Source organism: Streptomyces sp. R35 (assembly GCF_041053035.1).
In the GTDB taxonomy this organism is placed as follows: Bacteria; Actinomycetota; Actinomycetes; order Streptomycetales; family Streptomycetaceae; genus Streptomyces; species Streptomyces lutosisoli.
This window is the reverse complement of the sequence record NZ_CP163440.1, coordinates 2,512,889-2,535,407: the sequence shown is the minus strand read 5'-3', so window position 1 is coordinate 2,535,407 and position 22,519 is coordinate 2,512,889. Positions and strand designations below refer to the sequence as shown.

Below are 22,519 nucleotides of genomic sequence, written 5' to 3'. Positions count from 1 at the left end.
TTGGAGGACCTCTGGTCCCAGCGACTCGCTGGGACCAGAGGTCCTTTTTTGTTTTTCCGAAGCGCGCCGGGTACCCGGCTGCGCGAGAATGACTTGCGGTACCGAAGACAGGAGTCACCCATGTCCACCAACTCTCCCGATGAGCGACCGGAGCGCGATCAGCGCCGCCGGGACAGTGGTGATCGCGGCGGCTACCGCGGGGGCCCGCGCCGCGACAACGACCGGGGTGGGTCCGATCGTGGCGGGTCCGACCGTGGCGGCTTCCGCCGCGATGACCGGCGTGACGATCGTCGTGACAGCGGCGACCGCGGCGGCTTCCGTCGCGATGACAGCCGGCGTGACGACAGCCGTCGTGATGACAACCGTGGTGGCGGCGGCGGTTTCCGTGGCCGCGACGACCGGCGCGAGGGCGACCGCGGTGGGCGCCCGCCGTTCCGGCGCGATGACCGCCCCAGCGGGCCGCGCCGTGATGATCGCGACCGTGGTTTCCGTCGGGATGGGGACCGTCCTGCCGTCCGTCGTGATGACGACCGCGGCGGCTTCCGTCGGGACGACCGTCCCAGCGGGCCGCGCCGTGATGACGACCGTGGTGGCTTCCGTCGCGATGACAACCGCAGCGGTGGTGGCTTCCGTCGGGACGACCGTCGTGATGACCGGCGTGACGATCGTCGTGACAGCGGCGACCGTGGCGGCTTCCGTCGCGATGATCGCCGTGATGACAGCCGTGGTGGCGGCGGTGACCGTGGCGGCTTCCGCCGCGACGACCGCGGCGACTTCCGGCGTGCCGACCGCAGGGACAGCGGTGACCGCCCGGCCTTCCGCCGCGACGACCGCCGTGATGACCGGCGTGATGACCGTCGGGGCGACGACCGTGGTTTCCGTCGGGATGGGGACCGTCCTGCCGTCCGTCGTGATGACGACCGCGGCGGCTTCCGTCGGGACGACCGTCCCAGCGGGCCGCGCCGTGATGACGACCGTGGTGGCTTCCGTCGCGATGACAACCGCGGCGGTGGCGATCGCGGTGGGCGGCCGCCGTTCCGTCGTGACGATCGCCCCAGCGGGCCCGGTCGTGATGATCGCGACCGTGGTGGCTTCCGTCGCGATGATCGCCGTGATGACAGCCGTGGTGGCGGCGGTGACCGTGGCGGCTTCCGCCGCGACGACCGCAGTGACTTCCGGCGTGACGACCGCAGGGACAGCGGTGACCGCCCGGCCTTCCGCCGCGACGACCGGCGTGACGACCGCCGTGATGACCGGCGTGACGACAACCGTGGTGGCGGCGGCTTCCGTGGCCGCGACGACCGCGGGCGTGACGACCGTGGACACGGTGGCCCGCGTCGTGACGACCGGGGCGGGCGCCCCGGCGGCTTCCGTGGTCGTGACGACCACAGGGGCGACGACCGGCGCGGCGGCGGCTTCCGTGGCCGCGACGAGCGGGACCGTGACCGCGAGCCGATCAAGCGGCTGCCGATCCCTGACGACGTCACGGGTGAGGAGATCGACAAGGACGTACGGCAGGAGCTTCAGAGCCTGCCCAAGGGGCTTGCCGAGGATGTCTCCCGGAACCTGGTGATGGTTGCCCGGCTCATCGACGAGGACCCCGAGGGTGCGTACGCGTACTCGAAGATCGCTCTGCGCCTGGCGTCGCGTGTCGCCGCCGTACGCGAGGCGGCCGGTTTCGCCGCGTACGCGAGCCAGAAGTACAGCGAGGCGCTCGCCGAGTTCCGGGCCGCGCGGCGGATGACCGGCAGCGTGGAGCTGTGGCCCGTCATGGCGGACTGTGAGCGAGGTCTGGGCCGGCCCGAGAAGGCGCTGGACATGGCCGGCGCGCCCGAGGTGCAGAAGCTGGACAAGGCCAGTCAGGTCGAGATGCGGCTCGTGGCCGCCGGTGCGCGGCGGGACATGGGGCAGCTGGATGCCGCCATCGTGACCCTCCAGAGCCCGGAGCTCGCCTCGAACTCCGTACAGCCCTGGACCGCGCGACTGCGGTACGCGTACGCCGACGCGCTCCTCGCCGCCGGTCGTGAGGGCGAGGCCCGCGAGTGGTTCGCGAAGGCCGTCGAGTCCGACAAGGACGGCAGCACGGACGCGTCCGACCGTCTTGCCGAGCTGGACGGCGTGGAGTTCGTCGACGTGCTCGTCGAGGACGAGGATGAGGACGAGACGGAGCCGGAGGCCAAGTCCGAGCCGGAGATCGAGTCCGAGTCCACGGACGAGTTCGACGAAGACGAGGACGAGGACGACGACGAGGTCGAAATCGACGACGAAGAAGACGACGACGAAGAGGACGAGGCCGACGCCGAGGAAGAGACTCCTCGGGCCGCGCAGGTCCCGGTCGACGGCGACGACGACGTTGAGGACGACGAGGACGACGCTCCTCAGAGCTGACGCCGGGCGTCTGTAGAAACAGCAGAAGCAGGCGTACGCAGATACACACGGGCGGCGGGACTCCGGAAGGAGTCCCGCCGCCCGTGGGTGTTTCAGGGGGTCAGAGCGACAGCGCCCGCAGTACCAGCCCCGACGCCGGCTTGGGGCCGAACGACGTCGACTTGCGGGGCATCGTGACGCCCTGGCGGGCGAGGTCGCGTACGACCTCCTCGCGGACCGGATGCATGAGGACGGCCGTGCCGCCGTCGCGCTCCGCCTTCTCGACCGTGGCGGTCGTGTCGTGGATGTAGGCGATGTGCGCGGGCGAGTCCTCCGGGATGTCCCAGACGTGGTCGAGGAGCGTGGCGTGCAGGACCGTCGCGTCCAAGGTGCGCCAGGCCTCGGGGCGGTCGGCCGGGATCGTACGGGCGAGGAGGCCGGGGTCCGGGCGGTCGACCAGGTGGAACGCGCCGTCGCCCGCGAGGAGGAAGGCGTTGCCCTCGGAGGCTGCCGCGGCGAGGGCCTCCAGGGCTTCGGCGAGGGGGACGTCGAGGTGGCGTACCCGGAAGGAGCCCGTGAGGGCGGTCAGCGCGTCGGCGACCGGCAGCCGGTGCAGGAGACGGTGGATGGCGCGGACGCGGAGCGGATAGCGCGCGGTGTCCACCAGGAGGACCAGGCCGTAGTCCCAGGGGCTGGGGGACGGGTGCTCCGCGCGTAGACGCAGATACGTCGCCCAGCGGTGGTGGCCGTCGGCGATGAGCGCCTGGTGGTGGTGGAGATCTGTCTGGATCTCGGCCAGCTCGGCCGGATCGGTGATCGCCCACAGACGGTGGCTGAAGCCGTCCTCCGTGGTGGTCGACAGCAGCGGCGGGCGTTCGGCGGTGCGCTCGATGACGGCGGCCGTGCCGACCCGGGAACCGTTGCCGCGATAGGTCAGCAGCAGGGGTTCGAGGTTGGCCGAGGTGGCGCGCATCAGGGCCGCGCGGTCCGCGATGACGTGCGGCATCACGTCCTCGTGCGGGAGGACGACGCAGTCCGCCGGCTCCGACAGGCGCAGGGCGCCGATGATGCCGCGTTGCAGCATGTCGCCGTCGCGCTGCTCGTACACGTACAGGCCCGGCTCGGGGTCGGTGGTCAGGACGCCTTCCGACAGCCAGAGCCGCAGGGTTTCGGCCGCCTGCTGGTTGCGGGCGGCGGGCGTGCCGTCCTGGGGGAGGATCAGCCGGACGATGTTGTGCGGGTCGGCGGATTCGAGTTCGAGCAGGCCGTCGGGCCGTACGACGACGTCGTACGGCGGGGATGTCACGGCGGCCAGGCTGCCGACCCGGTCGGGGTCGTAGCGCAGGCCCCGGAACGGGGTCAGTTCGAGGCCGCTGCGCGCCGGTGTTGCCTCCGCGGGACCTGCATAGTTCATTGAGGCATCGTAAGTGTGTCAGTGGCATGCGCGATGATCGGGGGAAAGAGATCGAACGAGGAGCGATGTGTAATGAGCCAGACCGTCAGGACGCGGCCCGAGGGCAGTGGCCAGGCCCTGAGCGAGGCGTACGACACGGCGCTGCTCGACCTGGACGGGGTGGTGTACGCGGGCGGTAACGCGATCGCGTACGCCGTGGAGTCCCTCGGCACGGCCCGCTCGGGCGGGATGCACCTCGCGTACGTCACGAACAACGCGCTGCGCACGCCGGACGCGGTGGCCGCCCATCTGACGGAGCTGGGGATACCGACCGGGGCCTTGGACGTCATCACCTCGGCGCAGGCCGCGGCCCGGCTCATCAGCGAGCAGGTGCCCGCCGGCGCGCGCGTGCTGGTCATCGGCGGAGAGGGGCTGCGTGTCGCGCTGCGCGAGCGCGGCCTCGAGCCGGTCGAGTCGGCGGACGACGATCCGGCGGCGGTCGTCCAGGGGTTCGGCGGTGCGGATCTTCCCTGGGGGCGCTTCGCGGAAGCGAGCTACGCCATCGCGCGCGGGGTGCCGTGGTTCGCGTCCAACACCGATCTGACGATCCCCAGTGCGCGCGGAATCGCCCCGGGGAACGGTGCGGCGGTGGAGGTCGTACGGATCGCCACGGGCGCCGAGCCGCAGGTGGCGGGCAAGCCGCTGCCCCCGATGCACCGCGAGACGATCCTGCGGACCGGGGCGAGGCGGCCGCTGGTGGTCGGTGACCGGCTGGACACGGACATCGAGGGCGCGTTCAACGGCGAGGTGGACTCTCTGCTCGTGCTCACCGGGGTGACGGACGGCGCGCAGCTCCTCGCCGCCCCGCCGCAGCACCGGCCGACGTATGTCGACGCGGATCTGCGCGGTCTGCTCACCGGTCAGCCGGATGTCGTCGAGGCGGGCGACGGGTTCCGCTGCGGCGGCTGGACGGCGACGGCTGGGCGGGAGCGGCTGGAGCTGGAGGGCGACGGCGAGGCCCTCGACGGGCTGCGGGCGCTGTGCGCGGCGGCGTGGACGGCGGCCGGAGACGGGGCGTGCGAGCTGGACGGGGGGAAGGCACTGGCGCGGCTGGGGCTTTGAGGGAAGAGAGGGCGGCCTCGGCGTGGCCGGGGTGATGAACGCACGGGCAGCTCGCGTTGCCCATCAGCGGTGACAGGGGATCGAGCCGTCGTGCGAGGGTAGGCTAACCTAACCTCGTGTTGGTCGACAGTCCTCCCGAACAGCGCGCGGAGACCGCCCCCGCGCCCCCAACCCGCCGGGCGATACGTGTCTTTGGGCTCCTCGCGTCCGTGGGCGTCCTGGTGCTCGTCGCGCTGGCGAGCGTCGCGATCGGTGCGAAAGCGCTGCCACTGGACCAGGTCTGGCACGGCCTGTTCCACGACTCTGGGACGTACGCCGACGTCGTGGTCGCCGACCGGATCTCCCGTACCGTCCTGGGGCTGCTGGTCGGCGCCGCGCTCGGGTTGTCCGGCGCGGTCCTCCAGGCGCTCACCCGCAATCCGTTGGCGGATCCCGGGCTGCTCGGCATCAACGCGGGCGCGTCCGCCGCCGTAGTCACCGCCATCACGTACTTCGGTGTCACGAGTCTGAGCGGCTACGTCTGGTTCGCCTTCTTCGGAGCGGCCGCGGTCGGGGCGCTGGTCTGGTTCCTGGGCGGCAGCCGGGGCGCGACCCCGGTGCGGCTCGCGCTCGCGGGCACCGCGATCTCCGCCGCCCTCTACGGCTACCTCCAGGCCGTGATGATCATGGACGATGCGGCGCTCGGCAAGATGCGCTTCTGGACGGTCGGTTCGCTGGCCTCGGCCACCGACACGACCATCAAGCAGGTACTGCCGTTCCTGGCGGTCGGCACGATCGTCGCGCTGGCCCTTGCCCGGCCGCTGAACGCGGTGGCCATGGGCGACGACACCGCCCGCGCGCTCGGCGCCCATCTGAACCGCACCCGCGCGCTGTCCATGGCCGCCGCCACCGTGCTGTGCGGCGCGGCGACCGCCGCCTGCGGACCGATCGTGTTCGTCGGATTGATGGTCCCGCACGTCGTCCGGTCCTTCACGGGGCCCGACCTGCGCTGGATCCTGCCGTACGCCACCGTCCTGTCGCCGGTGCTGCTGCTCGGCGCCGATGTGCTCGGGCGGATGGTCGCCCGGCCCGCGGAGCTTCAAGTGGGTATCGTCACCGCGGTTCTCGGCGGCCCGGTCTTCATCTTTCTCGTACGGCGACGGAGGACGGCGCAGCTGTGACGACCACACGTAAGCCGACTCCCGCCACCAGGGCGGTCCGTACGCGCGGCGGTCTCTCCGTCCGGTTCGACGTCCGGGCGTTCACCGTCGTCGTGGTGCTGCTGGTGGCCGCGCTCACCGCGAGCGTGGTGCTGATCGGTACCGGCGACTTCCCGATCCCGGCCGTCGACGTCCTCAAGACGCTGGTCGGCAACGGAAACGCCGGCCAGGAGTTCATCGTCAACGAACTGCGGCTGCCGCGCGTCCTCGTCGGCCTGCTCGTCGGGTCCTCGCTCGGGCTCGGCGGGGCGCTCTTCCAGTCCATCTCCCGCAATCCGCTGGGCAGTCCGGACGTGCTCGGCCTCGGGCAGGGCTCGACGGCCGGCGCGCTCATCATGATCGTGCTGTTCTCCGGGACCGCGGCCCAGGTCGCTCTCGGGGCGCTCGTCGGCGGACTCGTGACCGGGCTCGCCATCTATCTGCTCGCGTGGAAGCGAGGAGTGCACGGTTATCGACTGGTCCTGGTCGGCATCGGTGTCTCCGCGATCGTCACGGCGGTCAACGGCTATCTGCTCACCAAGGCCGACATCGTCGACGCGGCCCGCGCGATCGTCTGGATGACCGGCTCGCTCAACGGCCGTGACTGGGCCCAGGTCTGGCCGCTGCTCATCATGTGCGCCGTCCTCGTGCCGCTCGTCCTGGGCAACGCGCGAGGGCTGCGCATGATGGAGATGGGCGACGACGTCTCGTACGCCCTCGGGGTGCGCGTCGAGCGCGTACGGCTGCTGCTGATGCTGTCCGCCGTACTGCTGACCGCGGGCGCCACCGCGGCCGCGGGCCCGGTCGGTTTCGTGGCGCTCACCGCGCCGCAGCTCGCCCGGCGGCTGACCCGGTCGCCCGGACCGAACCTGGCGCCGTCGATGTGCATGGGCGCGACCCTGCTGATCGTCGCGGACTGGGCCTCGCAGCGGACCTTCGGCGCCGATCAGCTGCCTGTCGGCGTCGTGACCGGTGTCCTCGGCGGCGTCTATCTGCTGTGGCTGCTCGTCACCGAGCGCAAGGCGGGCCGGATATGAGCGCCGACGACAGCGGGCCGAACAATCAAAGGAGCACTGTGAACCGCCTGTCCGCCGACAACGTCACCCTCGGCTACGACCAGCGAGTCATCGCGGAGAAGCTGTCGGTGGAGATCCCCGACAACTCCTTCACCGTGATCGTCGGCCCGAACGCCTGCGGCAAGTCCACGCTGCTGCGCGCCCTTTCACGGATGCTCAAGCCCTCCGAGGGCCGGGTGCTCCTCGACGGGCAGGTCATCCAGTCGATGCCCGCGAAGAAGGTGGCCAGGACCTTGGGGCTGCTGCCGCAGTCGTCGATCGCGCCGGACGGGATCACCGTCGGCGACCTGGTCGGCAGGGGCCGCTATCCGCATCAGGGGCTGCTGCGCCAGTGGTCGGTGGAGGACGAGCGGGTCGTGCAGGAGTCGATGGCCTCGACCGGGGTCGCCGAGCTGGCCGATCGCTATGTCGACGAATTGTCGGGTGGCCAGCGGCAGCGCGTGTGGATCGCGATGGCGCTCGCGCAGCAGACCCCGCTGCTGCTCCTCGACGAGCCGACCACCTACCTCGACATCCAGCACCAGATCGACGTGCTCGACCTGTGCGCGGAACTCCACGAGGAGCAGGGCCGCACGCTGGTCGCCGTGCTGCACGACCTCAACCACGCGGCCCGGTACGCCACCCACCTCATCGCCCTGCGCGACGGCCAGGTCATCGCCGAGGGCGCGCCGAGCGACATCGTCACGGCCGAGCTGGTCGAGCGGGTCTTCGGGCTGCGCTGCCAGGTCATCGACGATCCGGAGACGGGTACGCCGCTGGTGGTGCCGGCGGCGCGCAAGGCACGTACGGCCAAGGCCGGGCAGGCGGTCGTGGCGGCGGCTACAGAAGGGTCCTGAGCCGGAACAGGTCGCGCAGGCCCGCCTCCAGCTTCACTCTGCCCGAGCCCCAGGCCTTCGCGAAGTTCAGGTTGCCGTTCACCATCGAGACCAGGTCGTCGCCGTTCATGGTGAGCCGGATCTGCGCCTTGTCGTGGGGTGGGCCCTGGAGCGTGTCGAGCACCTCGATCCGGCCGTCCTTGAGACGGCCCACGAAGGTGATGTCGAGGTCGGTGATACGGCAGCTCAGCGAGCGGTCGAGCGCCGCCGCGCTGCGTACGTCGCCTTCCGCGCCCGCCATGTTGTCCGAGAGCTTGTCGAGTGCGGTGCGGCACTCCTCAATCGTCGCCATCGTGATCGACGGTACCGCAGGGCTTCGCGGTAGCGTCGGGGCATGAGCGACTCATGGCCGGAGACCGAGGTCCGGCAGGATGCGAGGGCACCGGAGCCCGGGACCGCCGTCGGGCCGGGCGTCGGGCCTGGCGTCGAGCCGGGCGCCGGGCTCGCGGTCGGCCCCGAGCCGGACGGTGAGCGGGATGCCGAGCCCGCGGTCGAACCCGTGTACGATCCCGCCGCCCCGGCTCCGGTGGGGGTGCCCCGCGTCCCCACCGGCAACGCCGAGGTCGACGCCCAGCTCGACCGGCTGGCCGACGCCGACCACCTCGCCACGGACGGACACCTTGAGGTGTACGAGGATGTACACGGGGGGCTGCGCGACGCGCTCACCGCGCTCGACGCACGCCCGGGACCTCCGGCGCCCCCCGCACCGTACGACCGCAGGAGCTGAACCGAACGTGGCAGGAGTGGCACGCCGCCGTCTCGACGCCGAGCTGGTCCGCCGGAAACTGGCGCGCTCGCGCGAGCACGCCAGCCAGCTGATCGCCGCGGGGCGGGTCAGCGTCGGCAAGACCCTCGCGACCAAGCCCGCCACACAGGTGGAGACCGCGGCCGCGATCGTGGTCACCCAGGACGACAGCGACCCCGAGTACGTCTCGCGCGGCGGACACAAGCTCGCGGGCGCCCTGGCGGCCTTCGTACCGCAGGGGCTGAAGATCGAGGGCCGGCGGGCGCTGGACGCCGGAGCGTCCACCGGTGGCTTCACCGACGTACTGCTGCGCGCGGGCGTCGCCCATGTCGTCGCCGTCGACGTCGGTTACGGACAACTCGCCTGGTCTCTTCAGAGCGATGAACGCGTCACCGTCAAGGACCGTACGAACGTACGCGAGTTGACGTTGGAGGCGATCGATGGGGAGCCCGTGGATCTTGTCGTCGGGGATCTGTCCTTCATCCCGCTCGGACTGGTGCTGCCCGCCCTCGTGGGGTGCGCGGCGCCGGATGCCGACCTGGTGATGATGGTGAAACCGCAGTTCGAGGTGGGGAAGGAACGGCTGGGGAGCGGCGGTGTCGTACGCAGCCCCGAACTGCGCGCGGAGGCCGTGCGCGGAGTGGCCGAGCGAGCCCGTCAGCTGGGGCTCGGAGTGAAGGGTGTGACCGCAAGCCCGTTGCCCGGACCCTCGGGCAATGTCGAGTACTTTCTGTGGCTGCGGGCCGGGGCACCCGAACTCGACCCGGCCGACGTTGACCGTGCAGTGGCGGAGGGGCCGCGTTGACACAGACCCGAGCTCGTACTGTTTTCCTGCTGGCCCACACCGGGCGGCCGGCAGCCATCCGCAGCGCCGAGTTGGTCGTCCAGGGGCTGTTGCGCTCCGGGATCGGCGTACGGGTCCTGGAGGCGGAGGCGGCCGATCTGCCGCTGCCGGACGAGGTGGAGCTGGTCAAGGAGGCGACTCCGCAGTGCCTTGACGGCGCCGAACTGCTGATCGTGCTCGGCGGTGACGGCACGCTGCTGCGCGGCGCCGAGTTCGCCCGCGCCTCCGGGGTGCCGATGCTCGGCGTCAACCTCGGGCGCGTCGGCTTCCTCGCGGAGGCCGAGCGCGACGACCTCGACAAGGTGGTCGACCGGGTCGTCACCAAGGCGTACGAGGTCGAGGAGCGGATGACTGTCGATGTCGTCGTGCACAGCAACGGCGACATCGTGCACACCGACTGGGCGCTGAACGAGGCGGCCGTGCAGAAGGCCGGCGCCGAGAAGCTCCTTGAGGTGGTGCTGGAGATCGACGGGCGGCCGGTGACGGGGTTCGGCTGCGACGGGATCGTGTGCGCGACGCCTACCGGGTCGACCGCGTATGCCTTCTCCGCGGGCGGGCCTGTGGTGTGGCCGGAGGTCGAGGCGCTGCTGATGGTGCCGATCAGTGCGCATGCGCTGTTCGCGAAGCCGTTGGTGACCTCGCCGGACTCGGTGCTCGCGGTGGAGGTGTTGCCGCACATCCCGCCGGGGGTGTTGTGGTGTGACGGGCGGCGGACGGTGGAGTTGCCGCCGGGGGCTCGGGTGGAGGTTCGGCGGGGGGCTGTGCCGGTGCGATTGGCTCGGCTGCACCATGCTTCGTTCACTGATCGGCTGGTGGCCAAGTTCGCGTTGCCGGTTTCTGGGTGGCGGGGGGCGCCGCACTGACGCTCCGGGGGAGGGGTGGGGGCGTATGCGCGGCTGCGGGCCGCCTGTGGCTGGTCGCGCAGTTCCCCGCGCCCTTTGGGGCGCGTCCACTCCCGGGGGTGACATCGTGCCCTTTGTGGGCGCTTGTCACCTGGGGCTTCGTGGCAGCGGGGCGGGGGGCGTCGCACAGCCGGGTCCTGACCTCGTAAGGTCGTGTCCGTGTTGGAGGAGATGCGGATACGGTCGCTCGGAGTCATCGACGACGCTGTCGTCGAGCTGTCGCCCGGCTTCACCGCCGTGACGGGTGAGACCGGTGCGGGCAAGACGATGGTGGTCACCAGCCTCGGGCTGCTGCTGGGCGGGCGCGCTGATCCCGCCCTTGTGCGGATCGGCGCCAAGAACGCCGTCGTGGAGGGGCGCATCGCCGTACCTCCGGGCGGGACGGCCGTCGTACGGGCCGAGGAGGCCGGGGCCGAACTCGACGACGGGGCGCTGCTGATCAGCCGTACCGTTTCGGCCGAGGGGCGCTCGCGGGCACACCTGGGCGGGCGCTCCGTGCCGGTGGGGGTGCTCGCCGAGCTCGCGGACGAGCTCGTCGCCGTGCACGGGCAGACCGACCAGCAGGGGCTGCTCAAGCTGTCCCGGCAGCGGCAGGCGCTCGACCGGTACGCGGGCGACGCCGTCGCCGTGCCGCTCGCCAAGTACGCGGGCGCGTACCGACGGCTGCGGGCGATCTCGGCCGAGGTGGACGAGATCACCACGCGCGCGCGGGAACGGGCCCAGGAAGCCGACATGCTGCGGTTCGGGCTCGACGAGGTCGCGGCGGTCGAGCCGCGCGCCGGCGAGGACGTCGAGCTGGCCGCCGAGGCCGAGCGGCTCGGCCACGCGGAGGCGCTCGCATCGGCCGCCACGGCCGCCCACGCCGCGCTCGCGGGCAATCCCGAGGACCCGGAGGGCGTCGACGCCGCCACGCTCGTCGCGGGCGCGCACCGGGCTCTGGAGGCCGTACGGTCCCACGACTCCGCCCTCGCCGCGCTGTCCGGGCGGATCGGGGAGGTCGGGATCCTGCTGCGCGATGTGGCGGGCGAGCTCGCCGGGTACGCCGATGACCTCGACGCCGACCCGCTGCGGCTCGCGGCGGTCGAGGAGCGGCGGGCCGCGCTCACCCAGCTGACCCGGAAGTACGGCCAGGACATCGACGCCGTGCTCGCGTGGTCCGAGCAGGGGGCCGCGCGCCTCCTCGAACTCGAAGGCGACGACGAGCGGATCGACGAGCTGACCGGCGAACGGGACGCCCTGCGGACCGAACTGGGCGGGCTCGCCCAGGCGCTGACGGACGCCCGTACGGAGGCCGCCGAGCGGTTCGCCGCCGCGGTGACCGCCGAGCTGGCCTCGCTCGCCATGCCGCACGCGCGCGTGTCCTTCGAGATCCGGCAGACCGACGACCCGGAGGGCGTGGAACTCGGCGGGCGCACGGTCGCGTACGGTCCCGCGGGCGTCGACGAGGTCGAGCTGTTGCTCGCCCCGCACCCCGGGGCGCCGCCGCGGCCCATCGCCAAGGGGGCGTCGGGCGGTGAGCTGTCGCGGGTGATGCTCGCGGTCGAGGTCGTCTTCGCGGGTACGGACCCTGTGCCGACGTATCTGTTCGACGAGGTCGACGCCGGTGTGGGCGGCAAGGCCGCGGTGGAGATCGGGCGACGGTTGGCCCGGCTCGCCAAGACCGCGCAGGTGGTCGTGGTGACGCATCTGCCGCAGGTGGCCGCCTTCGCCGATCGGCAGCTGCTGGTCGAGAAGACGAATGACGGGTCGGTGACTCGGTCCGGGGTGAAGGTCCTGGAGGGCGAGGAGCGGATTCGGGAGCTGTCCCGGATGCTTGCGGGGCAGGAGGACTCGGAGACGGCTCGGGCCCATGCGGAGGAGTTGCTGGCGACGGCGCGCTCCGACGGGTAGCGGGGGCTTCCCCGCCCGCCGCCCGTTTTGAGCCCGCTCCGCGGCCCCCGTATCCGGCCCGCTCCGCGGGCCCCTCGGGTGTTGGATTCGGTACCGCCCTGGGCCTCACCCCGCGCCGCCCTCACCACCCTGCGCTCCAACGCGCCCGGTGTTGCCGCCCATGGGGAGCGCAAGAACTACACCCTGCTCCCCGTTCCGCCCCCAAGCCCGCCCAAAACCCCGGCACTTCTCACTCATGTGAGTGACTGCGTCCCCGGCGAGTTGCCCATGCCGTCGCGACCGTCGTCCGGTGGTGGTCCCGGAACGCCCGTGCGGCCTGGCATCCTTGGCGTAGTACGCGGAGCACGACGTGCGGTACAACCCCCCTCTGCACGATCCTTCTGTACGTTTCTTCGTGACCGTCCGACGCCGAACCAGGAGCCCCGGCCACGTGAGCCACGTGAGCAGCCACTCACCGCACGGCCAGTCGCCGCTGCGCACCGTGCAGGTGCTCGGCGGCGGGAGCGCGGGCAGCAGCGCGCATGTGCGGTCGCTGGCCTCGGGGCTCGTCGCCCGGGGCGTGCGGGTCACCGTGTGCGCCCCCGCCGAGGCCGATCACGCGTACGGGTTCACTGGCGTGGGCGCACAGCACGTTCCCGTGCCGCGCAGCAGCGACCCCGCCTCCGTGGCCGCGCTGCGGACGGCCTGCGCGGACGCCGACCTCGTGCACGCGCACGGGCTGCACGCGGCGCTCAGGGCCGCGCTCGCGCTCAGTGGGCGGCGCGTGCCGCTCGTCGTCACCTGGCACACGCGCTCGCACGCGGAGGGGGCGCGGGCCCATCTGCTGCGGCTCCTTGAGCGGCGGGTGGCGAAAGCCGCCGCTGTCGTCCTCGGTACCTCCTCCGACCTCGTGGACCGGGCGCGCAGCAGGGGAGCGCGGGACGCGCGGCTCGCCGCCGTCGCCTTCCCGGCGCCGCGCACGTCTGTCGAGCACGGTGACCCCGACCGGCTGCGGCACAAGGCGCGGGCCGAACTCGGCGCCACCGACCGCCCGTTGCTCATGGCGGTCGGCTCCCTCGACCGGCATCGCGGTTACGCCACCCTGCTGGACGCCGCGCGAGCCTGGCGTCACCTCGATCCCGCGCCGCTGCTCGTGATCGCGGGGGAGGGGCCGCTCCGGACGGTTCTGCAGCGCCGTATCGAGGACGAAGGACTGCCCGTCCGGCTGATCGGGCGGCGCGACGACATCACGGAGCTCCTCGCGGCCGCCGAGATCGCGCTGCTGCCCAGCAGTTGGGAATCCCGCTCCGTCCTCGCGCAGGAGGCCCTCCACGCGCGCGTGCCGCTCGTCGCGACCGCGGTCGGGGGCGTCCCCGAACTGGTCGGCGACGCGGCCGAACTCGTCCCGTACGGCGACGCGGAGGCGCTCGCCGAAGCCGTCGTACGCCTGCTCGGCGATCCCGCTCGCCGAGCGGTTCTCCAGGAGAAGGGCGCCCGACAGGCCGCCACCTGGCCGACCGAGGACGAGACGGTCGCCCAAGTGCTGAGCGTCTACGACGAGTTGACGCAGCACCGGCCTTTGGGCTGACGGTGACGCGGTACTGGCGGCTGGGCCGGCTACGGCACATGCCTCCGGGCCCGCAGCGCCAGGCTCAACGCGAGTACCGTCTGCGGGTCGTCCAGGTCCGTGCCCAGCAACTCGCCGATCCGGGCCAGCCTGTTGTAGAGGGTCTGCCGGTTGAGGTGCAGTTCGCGGGCCGTCTCCGCCTTGCGGCCCGCGTGGGCCAAGTACGTCTCCAGAGTGGGCAGGAGCGGCGGCTTGGAGCGGTTGTCGTGGTCGCGGAGGGGGCCGATCGCGCGGTCCACGAAGGCCGCCAGGTCCGGGTGGTCGCGCAGCCGCCACAGGAGCAGGTCGATGTCCAGGCGGCGGGCGTCGTACCAGGGGCGGTCCGACAGGCCCTGTGCCGCCGTCGCCGTCTCCGCCGCGTGCCGCAGGCCCGCCGAAGCCGCCGCCCAGCCGCCCGCGACGCCGACTACCACCACCGGTGGCTGTGCCCCGGGCCGCTGCATGCCCGCGCGCTCCACGCCCGCCCGCAGCGCCGCCGCGACCCGGTCCGCCACGGCCGCGCGTTCGGACTCCGAGCGCAGGCCCAACAGGAGCGGGACGCGGCCCTCGACCGGACGTACGCCCAGCAGGACCGGGACGCCCACGGAGGCCAGCTCCTCGGCGACCGCGCGGGCCAGGACGGCCCAGCCGCCGCCGGGGGACAGGCCGTCGGCGAGTCGCATCACGACGGGCAGGAGCGGGCTGGCGCCGGGCTTGAAGCCGAGCACGCGGGCCTGCGCGGGCGCGTCCTCGGCAGCGATGCGGCCCTCCGCGAGGTCGGTGAGGAAGTCGCCGCGACCGCGTGCCGCGAGCTCCTCCTCCTGGCGGGCCTGCATCAGGACGACGGCCAGGATGCCCGCGGCACGCTCCGCCGCGATCCGGTGCACCGGGGCGACGGGGGAGCTGACGGGCAGGAGGACCAGCCGGGCCCGTACCGAGCCGGTGCCGGGGCCGCCGCCCGGCACGTCCACGAGGGTCGTTCCGGCGGGCGGCTCCTCCTTGTGCTGGCCGCGCAGCCCCTCCCACACCTGGAGCGGATCGGCGCCCGAAGACCCGGTACCGGCTCCGGCGGCGTACAGGAGCTGGCCGTCGGCCGTCTCCAGGAAGACCGGATTGCCGCTGAAGTCGGCGAGGATGGAGAGGACTTGGGGGACACCGCCGCCGCCGAGGAGCGCCTCGGTACATCGCCGGTGCACCTCCTCGGCCTGCTGGAGCAGCGCGTAGTGGCCGTTGACGATCTCGGTGTGGATCTCCTCCGTGACCGTCACGAACGGCACCTCACGGTGCAGCTGGACCAGCGGGAGCCCGGCGGTGCGCGCCGTCTCCACGAGGGCCGCGGGCAGCCGGGTGAAGCGCGGTCCGAGCTCCACGACGAGCGCCGCGATGCCGCGTTCGGCGAGGGTGCGGACGAAGGCGCGCTGGTCGGCCGGGCGGGTGCCGAGGCCGTAGCCCGTGGTCAGGAGCAGTTCGCCGCCCTTGAGGAGCGAGGCGATGTTCGGGACCTCGCCCGCGTGTACCCAGCGCACGGTGCGCTGCAGCCGGTCGGCCCCCGCGAGGATCTCCGGCAGCCCGCTGCGCAGCCCGGGCAGCTCCAGTGCCCGCTGCACGGTGATTCCGGCGCCTTGCGTGTCGTAACGGCTGTCCATGCAGCGGACGCTACCTGCGGAGACGTTCCGGGCACATCTCCGACCCGTTACGGGCGCCGTCGCGGAGGTCATGTGCGCGACAATGCGTCGCTCCCGTGCCGGAAATACGCGACCTCGTGTCTGTTGTGGCGTGCGTCACTATGTCGCCAGACTGTCGCATCCGCAAGAAATCGACGAATGATCTTCGGATTTCGTTGAGCTGACATGCCGGGAGGGGCGGGAATGGAAGAAACACCCACGCGAGAGGTACATCGCCTCAAAGCGAATTCCGTAGGTCTGGTGGGCGTCGTGTTCATGGCGGTCGCCACCGCCGCGCCGATCACCGCGATGACGGGCAACCTCCCCATCGCCGTCGGGTTCGGCAACGGCACGGGCGCGCCCGCGGGCTATCTCTTCGCCACGGTCGTGCTGACGGTCTTCTCCGTCGGATACGTCGCCATGGCCAAGCGGATCACGGCCGCGGGAGCCTTCTACGGCTACATCTCGCACGGGCTGGGCCGGATCGCCGGGATGGCCTCCGGAATGCTCGCCGTGATGGCGTACATCGTCTTCGAAGCGTCCATCGTCGGCGTCTTCTCGTACTTCGCGAAGACCACGGTCGACGACCAGCTGGGTGTCGACCTGCCGTGGATCCTCTACGCGGCCGCCATGCTCGCCGTCACGGCCGTCCTGTCGTACTTCGACATCAACCTCACCGCGAAGGCGCTCGGCGTGATGCTGATCGCCGAGATCGCCGTGCTGTTCGCGGTGGCCACCGCGGTGCTCGTCCACGGCGGCGGCCCGGACGGCATCCCCGTAGAGCCCATCAACCCGAAGAACGCCTTCACCGGGACCTCGGCCGGGCTCGGTCTGTTCTTCGCCTTCTGGTCGTGGGTCGGGTTCGAGTCGACGGCGATGTACGGCGAGGAGTCCCGCGACCCGAAGCGGGTCATCCCGCGCGCCACGCTGATCTCGGTCGTCGGCGTCGGACTGTTCTACATCTACGTCTCCTGGATGACGATCGCCGGCAACGGCCTGAAGGGCTCGGTCAAGATCTCCTCCGGCACGAGCCCCCTGGACCTGTTCTTCGACCCGGCGCACGCCTTCATCGGCGCCTGGGCGGTCGACGCCTTCCAGTGGCTGCTGATCACCGGCTCGTTCGCCTGCGGCATGGCCTTCCACCAGTGCGCTGCACGCTACCTGTACGCAATCGGGCGCGAGGGCTTCCTGCACCCGGCCCTGGGCCGTACGCACGCGCGGCACGGCTCCCCGTACATCGCCTCATTCGTCCAGTCCGTCATCGCCGTCGCGCTCGTGGCCGCCTTCTGGCTGACCGGGCAGGACCCCTACATCCACCTCTACACGCTGCTCGCGATCCTCGGCACGATGGCGATCCTCATCGTGCAGACGCTGTGCTCGTTCGCGGTCATCGGCTACTTCCGCAAGAACCACCCCGAGGACCGGCACTGGTTCAGGACCTTCACCGCGCCCCTGGTCGGCGGGATCGGCATGATCGCCGTGGTCGTGCTGCTGGTGCTGAACCTGGACACCGCCGCGGGTACGGCGGCGGACTCGCTCTTCTTCAAGGCCATCCCGTGGATCGTCGGCCTGGTCTTCTTCGGCGGGCTCGGCCTCGGGTTCTACCTCAAGGTCAGACAGCCCGAGCGCTACGCCGTCATCGGCCGGATCGTCCTCGAGGACGCGGCCGAGCGCACGGACGACGTCCAGCAAGCCTCCGCCACCGTCTGAGGAGCAGCACTGTGTCCCGTACGAACACAATGCACGTCCTGCGCAGCCTGGCCGCCGACCACGCCGCCGCACGCCGGCTGGGCATCCCCGTCGCCGAGTTGCGGGGGCAGCGGCTGAGCCGCCGCGCCGTCCTGAAGGGAGCCGGAGCCGTCGGCCTCGCCACCGCGACGGGTCTCGCGGCGGCACCCGGAGCCGCCGCCCAGACCACCGCGGCCGCGTCCGCTCCCCGTATCGCCGTCGTGGGCGCCGGAATCGCCGGGCTCACCGCCGCCCTCACCCTGAACGACGCGGGCCTCGCCTGCACGCTCTACGAGGCCAACCCGGACCGCGTGGGCGGCCGCATGTACTCGCAGCGCGACCACTGGGCGTACGGCCAGACATCCGAGATCGGCGGCGAACTGATCGACACCAGCCACAAGAAGATGCTGGAACTGTGCCGCCGCTTCGGGCTGCCCACCGAGGACTTCCTCGGCGGCGGTCCCAACGGAGCCGAGGAAGTCCTCTGGTTCGACGGCGGGTACTACTCGCGCGACCAGGCCGACGAGGACTTCAAGGCCGTCTACCAGGCCCTCCACCAGGACCTGTCGGACTCCGGCGAGGTCTTCTGGAACCAGACCACGGCGGCGGGCACCGCCCTCGACAACATGTCGCTGTACGACTGGATCGAGTCCCGTGTGCCGGGCGGCCACGACTCGCCCCTCGGACGTCTCTTCGACGTCGCGTACAACGTCGAGTACGGCGCCGACACCACCGACCAGTCCGCGCTCGCCCTCGTCCTGCTGATGGGCTACCAGACCAATCCCGGCAACTTCAACATCTGGGGCCTGTCCAACGAGCGCTACCACATCACCGGCGGCAACGACCAACTCCCGCACGCCATCGCCGACTACCTGCCCGACGGCACGATCCGCCAGGGCTGGTCCCTCGACGCGGTGAAGGCCAACAGCGACGGCACGCAGACGCTCACGTTCACCGAGTCCGGTGCCACCCGCACCGTCACCGCCGACCGCACCATCCTGTGCGTGCCGTTGCCGGTCCTCCAGCGGATCGACCTCACCCAGGCCGCCTTCGACACCCGGATGACGAACCTGCTGCGCGACGCCCGCATGGGCTACTGCACCAAGCTCAACATGCAGTTCTCCAGCCGCCCCTGGCGCGGCACCGGCGCCTGGCCCGGCGTGTCCGCCGGCGAGTGCTTCACCGACACCGAGGTCCAGCAGACCTGGGACACCACCAAGGTCCAGCCGGGCACGGGCGGCATCCTCCTCCAGTACGGCGGCGGCAGCCTCGCCAAGTCGCTGGCGCCCGCGGGCCCGTTCTCGTACGAGAGCGATCCGTATGTCACCGGCCTCGCGAAGAAGTACCTCGCCGGCATCGACGCCTTCTTCCCCGGTACGTCGGCGGCCTGGACCGGCAAGGCCCAGCTCTCCGCCTGGCACCTCAACCCGTACTCCCTGGGCGCCTACTCGTACTGGCCCGTGGGCTATCTCCACCGGTACGCGGGCTACGAGGGGGTCGCCCAGGGCAACATCCACATCGGCGGCGAGCACTGTTCGTACGACTTCCAGGGCTTCATGGAGGGCGGCGCGACCGAAGGCGAGCGTGCCGCCCAGGAGGTGATCGCCGCCGTCAGCTAGGCACCGGCAGGATGTTGTGGTTGAAGCGGAAGACGTTGTCGGGGTCGTATTCCGCTTTCACCGCGGCCAGCCGCCGGAGGTTCCCGGCGCCGAGTCCGGCCACGACCCGGTCCGTGCCCTCGTTCCCGATGAAGTTGAGGTAGACCGCGCCGGTGGTCCACGGCCGGACGCCCGCGCGGACGTCCCTGACCCACTGGATGCAGCGCTCGTCGTCGGCCGGCTCCTCCCAGATCCCGAAGGGGTGCACGCCCCAGGGCGCGTCCCGGTAGGGGACCGGGAAGCGGGCCGGGCCGGAGGCGATCGCGCCGCCCTGCGGGAGCAGCACGTGCTGGGTTCCCGTGGGCACGGGCACGGACTCGCCGAGGGCGCAGAACACGTCCACGAGGTCGTCGGGCAGACCTGTCAGAAACTCCGCCGACCAGTAGTTCCGCAGGCCGGGCGGGTCGTCGAGCATGCACTGGAGGTCGGGGTAGGGGATGGCGGTGAGCATCTCGACCTCGTGCGGCAGCGCCAGCAGCGGCTGGGCGAGCTTGCGCAGGTCCTCCTCGCCGCCGACGTACGTGAGGAGAACGGCGCACAGCAGCTTGCCGACCATGTGCTCGGGGACGAACTCCTCGGGCGGGCCCGTCGTATACATGACGGCGCCGCCCGCCTCCGACGGGCCGTTCTCGATGACCTCGCGGTAGACGCGGATCAGGTCCGGGCCGGCGTCCGGCTGGGACATCAGCATGGCGAGGGAGAGTTCCGGCAGCGGGTGCAGCTTCAGGGTCAGCGCGGTGGCGACGCCGAAGTTCCCGCCGCCGCCGTGCAGGGCCCAGAAGAGTTCCGCGTTCTCGTGGTCGGTGGCCAGGACCGTCGTCCCGTCGGCCGTCACCAGTTCGACGCCGAGCAGATTGTCGGCGGCCAGGCCGAACGACCGGTCGAGCCAGCCGTTCCCACCGCCGAGTACGAAGCCGCCGACGCCGGTGGTCGAGACGCGGCCGCCGGTCGTCGCCAGGCCGTACGGCTGGGTGGCCAGGTCGAGGTCGCTCATGACGGCGCCGCCCTCCACCCGTACCGTCTCGGAACCGGGATGGACCGTCACCGTCCGCATCCGGCGCAGGTCGATGACCAGTCCGCCGTCGTTGAGTGACATCCCCGACACGCTGTGGCCGCCGCCGCGCACCGCGATCGGCAGGTCCAGCTCCCGCGCGAAGCGCACCGAACGGGCCACTTCGGCTTCGCTCTCGCATCGCGCGATCACGGCGGGACGTTTGTCGATCATCGCGTTGAAGATCGTCCGGGCGTCGTCGTACCCGGGGTCGTCCGGGGCGAACACCTCACCGGTCAGGTCCGCGCGGAGCGCGGCGAGCGCCGCGCCCGCCTTCCCGAGGGGAGCCATGGCAGCCGCCCCCTTCCCACTGGGGACAGGACTATGTCCAGGCTAGGCGGGCACGGCGGATCGGTCCTGTTCAGCCGCCGTACGCCCCCGAGGCCGTCAGCCTCAGCGCCGTGTCGATCAGCGGAACGTGACTGAACGCCTGCGGGAAGTTGCCGACCTGCCGCTGGAGTCGCGGGTCCCACTCCTCGGCGAGCAGACCGAGGTCGTTCCTGAGCGCCAGCAGCCTCTCGAAGAGCTTGCGGGCCTCGTCCACGCGGCCGATCATCGCCAGGTCGTCCGCCATCCAGAACGAGCAGGCGAGGAAGGCGCCCTCGTCGCCCTCCAGGCCGTCCACGCCCGCGTCCTCACCGGTGGTCGGATAGCGCAGGATGAAGCCGTCCGGGGTGGACAGCTCGCGCTGGATCGCCTCGATGGTGCCGATCACGCGCTTGTCGTCCGGGGGCAGGAAGCCCATCTGCGGGATGAGGAGCAGCGAGGCGTCCAGCTCCTTGGAGCCGTACGACTGCGTGAACGTGTTGCGCTCCTTGTCGTAGCCCTTCTCGCACACGTCCCGGTGGATGTCGTCGCGCAGTTCGCGCCACTTCTCCAGCGGGCCGTCCGCGTCGCCGGACTCGATGAGCTTGATGGTGCGGTCGACGGCGACCCAGGCCATCACCTTGGAGTGAACGAAGTGCCGGCGCGGACCTCGGACTTCCCAGATGCCCTCGTCCGGCTGGTCCCAGTGGTTCTCCAGGTAGCGGATCAGCTTCAGCTGGAGCAGCGAGGCGTAGTCGTTGCGGGACAGGCCCGTCATGTGGGCCAGGTGCAGGGCCTCGGTGACCTCGCCGTACACATCGAGCTGGAGCTGGTGCGCGGCGCCGTTCCCGACCCGTACGGGCGTCGAATTCTCGTATCCGGGAAGCCAGTCGAGCTCCGCCTCGCCCAACTCCCGTTCGCCCGCGATGCCGTACATGATCTGCAGGTTCTCCGGGTCGCCGGCGACGGCGCGCAGCAGCCACTCGCGCCAGGCGCGGGCTTCCTCGCGGTAGCCGGTGCGCAGCAGCGAGGAGAGGGTGATGGCGGCGTCGCGGAGCCAGGTGTAGCGGTAGTCCCAGTTGCGTACGCCGCCGATCTCCTCCGGGAGGGAGGTGGTGGGCGCGGCGACGATGCCGCCCGTGGGCGCGTAGGTCAGGGCCTTCAGCGTGATCAGCGAGCGGACGACGGCCTCACGGTAGGGGCCGTGGTACGTGCACTGCTCGACCCAGTCGCGCCAGAAGTCCTCGGTGGCCTCCAGCGACTGCTCGGGCTCGGGCAGCGCGGGGGGCTGCTTGTGCGAGGGTTCCCACGAGATGGTGAACGCGATCCGGTCACCGGGCGCCACCGTGAAGTCCGCGTAGGTGGTCAGTGCCTTGCCGTAGGTCTCGCAGGCGGTGTCGAACCACACCGAGTCGGGACCGGCGACGGCGACCGTGCGCCCCTCGTGCTTGTGCACCCAGGGCACCACGCGGCCGTAGCTGAAACGCATCCGCAGCGCGGAGCGCATCGGCACCCGGCCGGTGACGCCCTCGACGATCCGGATCAGCTGCGGTGCGCCGTCGCGGGGGGGCATGAAATCGGTCACGCGGACCGTGCCGCGCGGGGTGTCCCACTCGGATTCGAGGATCAGCGAGTCGCCGCGGTATCTGCGGCGTGCCGCCGTCGGCGGTTCGGCGTCGGCCGCGTGCGCCGGGCCCAGCCGCCAGAATCCGTGTTCCTCCGTGCCGAGCAGTCCCGCGAAGATGGCATGGGAGTCGAAGCGGGGCAGGCACAGCCAGTCGACTGTGCCGTCCCGGCAGACCAGCGCCGCTGTCTGCATGTCTCCGATGAGTGCGTAGTCCTCGATGCGCCCGGCCACGTGCATCTCCAGTCGAACGGCCACGTCGCCCCCCGAGGGGCGGTCGCTCTGCGGTCAGGGAACGTTGGTAATTGCGAAACGTCGGTACTAAGGAACGTCAGTAGTGTGCGGAACGTTGATCATGCGTCGCTGCGAAACGTCAATTGTCGGTGCGGTGGGCGGTGAGATTGTCGTTTCGAAACGCACTGACGAGCTCTCGTTGTTCCGGGATACGGGCGGGGATGGTGCCGTGTGTCGGCCGGGCTCGGCAGCGAGTGTCCGAGCAGGATACGACGCA

The 22,519-nt window shown here is 71.5% G+C and carries 18 protein-coding genes; 12 read left to right on the top strand and 6 right to left on the bottom strand.

Annotated features, from left to right (window positions below; genetic code table 11):
* Positions 1–114: 114 nt before the first annotated feature.
* Positions 115–1,389, bottom strand: a complete 1,275-nt coding sequence (locus AB5J50_RS11810) for a hypothetical protein (RefSeq protein ID WP_369265766.1) — start codon at positions 1,387–1,389, stop codon at positions 115–117.
* Between the two features lie 75 nt (positions 1,390–1,464).
* On the opposite strand from AB5J50_RS11810, the gene AB5J50_RS11805 reads away from it, so the two are divergent.
* The gene (locus tag AB5J50_RS11805; protein WP_369265372.1) at positions 1,465–2,388 is read left to right on the top strand and encodes a hypothetical protein; all 924 of its coding nucleotides are present in this window, start codon (positions 1,465–1,467) and stop codon (positions 2,386–2,388) included.
* 100 nt (positions 2,389–2,488) lie between these two features.
* On the opposite strand, the gene AB5J50_RS11800 is transcribed toward AB5J50_RS11805, so the two are convergent.
* Positions 2,489–3,781 (bottom strand): DUF1015 domain-containing protein, encoded by a 1,293-nt coding sequence (locus AB5J50_RS11800; RefSeq protein WP_369257339.1) that lies wholly within the window; start codon positions 3,779–3,781, stop codon positions 2,489–2,491.
* Positions 3,782–3,853: 72 nt separating this feature from the next.
* Here AB5J50_RS11800 and AB5J50_RS11795 point away from each other — a divergent pair, with 72 nt between their 5' ends.
* The 4 genes from AB5J50_RS11795 to AB5J50_RS11780 all read left to right on the top strand — a co-directional run bounded on the left by AB5J50_RS11795 (position 3,854) and on the right by AB5J50_RS11780 (position 7,972).
* Positions 3,854–4,882 (top strand): HAD hydrolase-like protein, encoded by a 1,029-nt coding sequence (locus AB5J50_RS11795; protein WP_369257337.1) that lies wholly within the window; start codon positions 3,854–3,856, stop codon positions 4,880–4,882.
* 116 nt (positions 4,883–4,998) lie between these two features.
* Positions 4,999–6,042: a FecCD family ABC transporter permease gene (locus AB5J50_RS11790; RefSeq protein WP_369257335.1), complete on the top strand. Its 1,044-nt coding sequence runs from the start codon at positions 4,999–5,001 to the stop codon at positions 6,040–6,042.
* Complete coding sequence (locus AB5J50_RS11785) at positions 6,039–7,097, top strand: FecCD family ABC transporter permease (protein WP_369257333.1); 1,059 nt, start codon at positions 6,039–6,041, stop codon at positions 7,095–7,097. Before AB5J50_RS11790 ends, AB5J50_RS11785 begins: the two co-directional genes overlap by 4 nt.
* Positions 7,094–7,972, top strand: coding sequence for an ABC transporter ATP-binding protein (locus tag AB5J50_RS11780; protein ID WP_327427663.1), 879 nt, complete (start codon positions 7,094–7,096; stop codon positions 7,970–7,972). Before AB5J50_RS11785 ends, AB5J50_RS11780 begins: the two co-directional genes overlap by 4 nt.
* Here AB5J50_RS11780 and AB5J50_RS11775 read toward each other — a convergent pair.
* Positions 7,956–8,303: an SCP2 sterol-binding domain-containing protein gene (locus tag AB5J50_RS11775; RefSeq protein WP_369257331.1), complete on the bottom strand. Its 348-nt coding sequence runs from the start codon at positions 8,301–8,303 to the stop codon at positions 7,956–7,958. The genes AB5J50_RS11780 and AB5J50_RS11775 overlap by 17 nt on opposite strands.
* 207 nt (positions 8,304–8,510) lie before the next feature.
* On the opposite strand from AB5J50_RS11775, the gene AB5J50_RS11770 reads away from it, so the two are divergent.
* The 5 genes from AB5J50_RS11770 (at position 8,511) to AB5J50_RS11750 (ending at position 13,959) form a co-directional block, all read left to right on the top strand.
* Positions 8,511–8,738, top strand: a complete 228-nt coding sequence (locus AB5J50_RS11770) for a hypothetical protein (RefSeq protein ID WP_369265371.1) — start codon at positions 8,511–8,513, stop codon at positions 8,736–8,738.
* A 7-nt stretch (positions 8,739–8,745) separates the two neighbouring features.
* Positions 8,746–9,561 (top strand): TlyA family RNA methyltransferase, encoded by an 816-nt coding sequence (locus tag AB5J50_RS11765; RefSeq protein WP_369257329.1) that lies wholly within the window; start codon positions 8,746–8,748, stop codon positions 9,559–9,561.
* Positions 9,558–10,463 carry an NAD kinase gene (locus AB5J50_RS11760; RefSeq protein ID WP_327427660.1) on the top strand — a complete coding sequence of 302 codons (906 nt, stop codon included), beginning with the start codon at positions 9,558–9,560 and terminating at the stop codon, positions 10,461–10,463. The genes AB5J50_RS11765 and AB5J50_RS11760 overlap by 4 nt, the downstream gene beginning before the upstream one ends.
* A gap of 198 nt (positions 10,464–10,661) precedes the next feature.
* Complete coding sequence (gene recN / locus AB5J50_RS11755; RefSeq protein WP_369257327.1) at positions 10,662–12,392, top strand: DNA repair protein RecN; 1,731 nt, start codon at positions 10,662–10,664, stop codon at positions 12,390–12,392.
* Between the two features lie 430 nt (positions 12,393–12,822).
* On the top strand, positions 12,823–13,959 hold the full coding sequence (locus AB5J50_RS11750) for a glycosyltransferase family 4 protein (RefSeq protein ID WP_369257325.1): 1,137 nt from the start codon (positions 12,823–12,825) through the stop codon (positions 13,957–13,959).
* 29 nt (positions 13,960–13,988) lie between these two features.
* On the opposite strand, the gene AB5J50_RS11745 is transcribed toward AB5J50_RS11750, so the two are convergent.
* Complete coding sequence (locus tag AB5J50_RS11745) at positions 13,989–15,623, bottom strand: PucR family transcriptional regulator (RefSeq protein WP_330303555.1); 1,635 nt, start codon at positions 15,621–15,623, stop codon at positions 13,989–13,991.
* A gap of 222 nt (positions 15,624–15,845) precedes the next feature.
* Here AB5J50_RS11745 and AB5J50_RS11740 point away from each other — a divergent pair, with 222 nt between their 5' ends.
* Together AB5J50_RS11740 and AB5J50_RS11735 are read left to right on the top strand one after the other, a co-directional pair.
* A complete protein-coding gene (locus AB5J50_RS11740; protein WP_369257322.1) occupies positions 15,846–17,351 on the top strand; it encodes an APC family permease in 1,506 nt (501 codons plus the stop codon).
* 11 nt (positions 17,352–17,362) lie between these two features.
* Entirely contained in the window at positions 17,363–18,988 is a 1,626-nt protein-coding gene (locus AB5J50_RS11735; RefSeq protein ID WP_369257320.1) for a flavin monoamine oxidase family protein, read from the top strand.
* On the opposite strand, the gene AB5J50_RS11730 is transcribed toward AB5J50_RS11735, so the two are convergent.
* Together AB5J50_RS11730 and AB5J50_RS11725 are read right to left on the bottom strand one after the other, a co-directional pair.
* Positions 18,981–20,369 (bottom strand): FAD-binding protein, encoded by a 1,389-nt coding sequence (locus tag AB5J50_RS11730; RefSeq protein ID WP_369257318.1) that lies wholly within the window; start codon positions 20,367–20,369, stop codon positions 18,981–18,983. The two genes, AB5J50_RS11735 and AB5J50_RS11730, sit on opposite strands and share 8 nt — an antisense overlap.
* Before the next feature lie 70 nt (positions 20,370–20,439).
* The gene (locus AB5J50_RS11725; RefSeq protein WP_369265370.1) at positions 20,440–22,248 is read right to left on the bottom strand and encodes a glycoside hydrolase family 15 protein; all 1,809 of its coding nucleotides are present in this window, start codon (positions 22,246–22,248) and stop codon (positions 20,440–20,442) included.
* Positions 22,249–22,519: the final 271 nt, after the last annotated feature.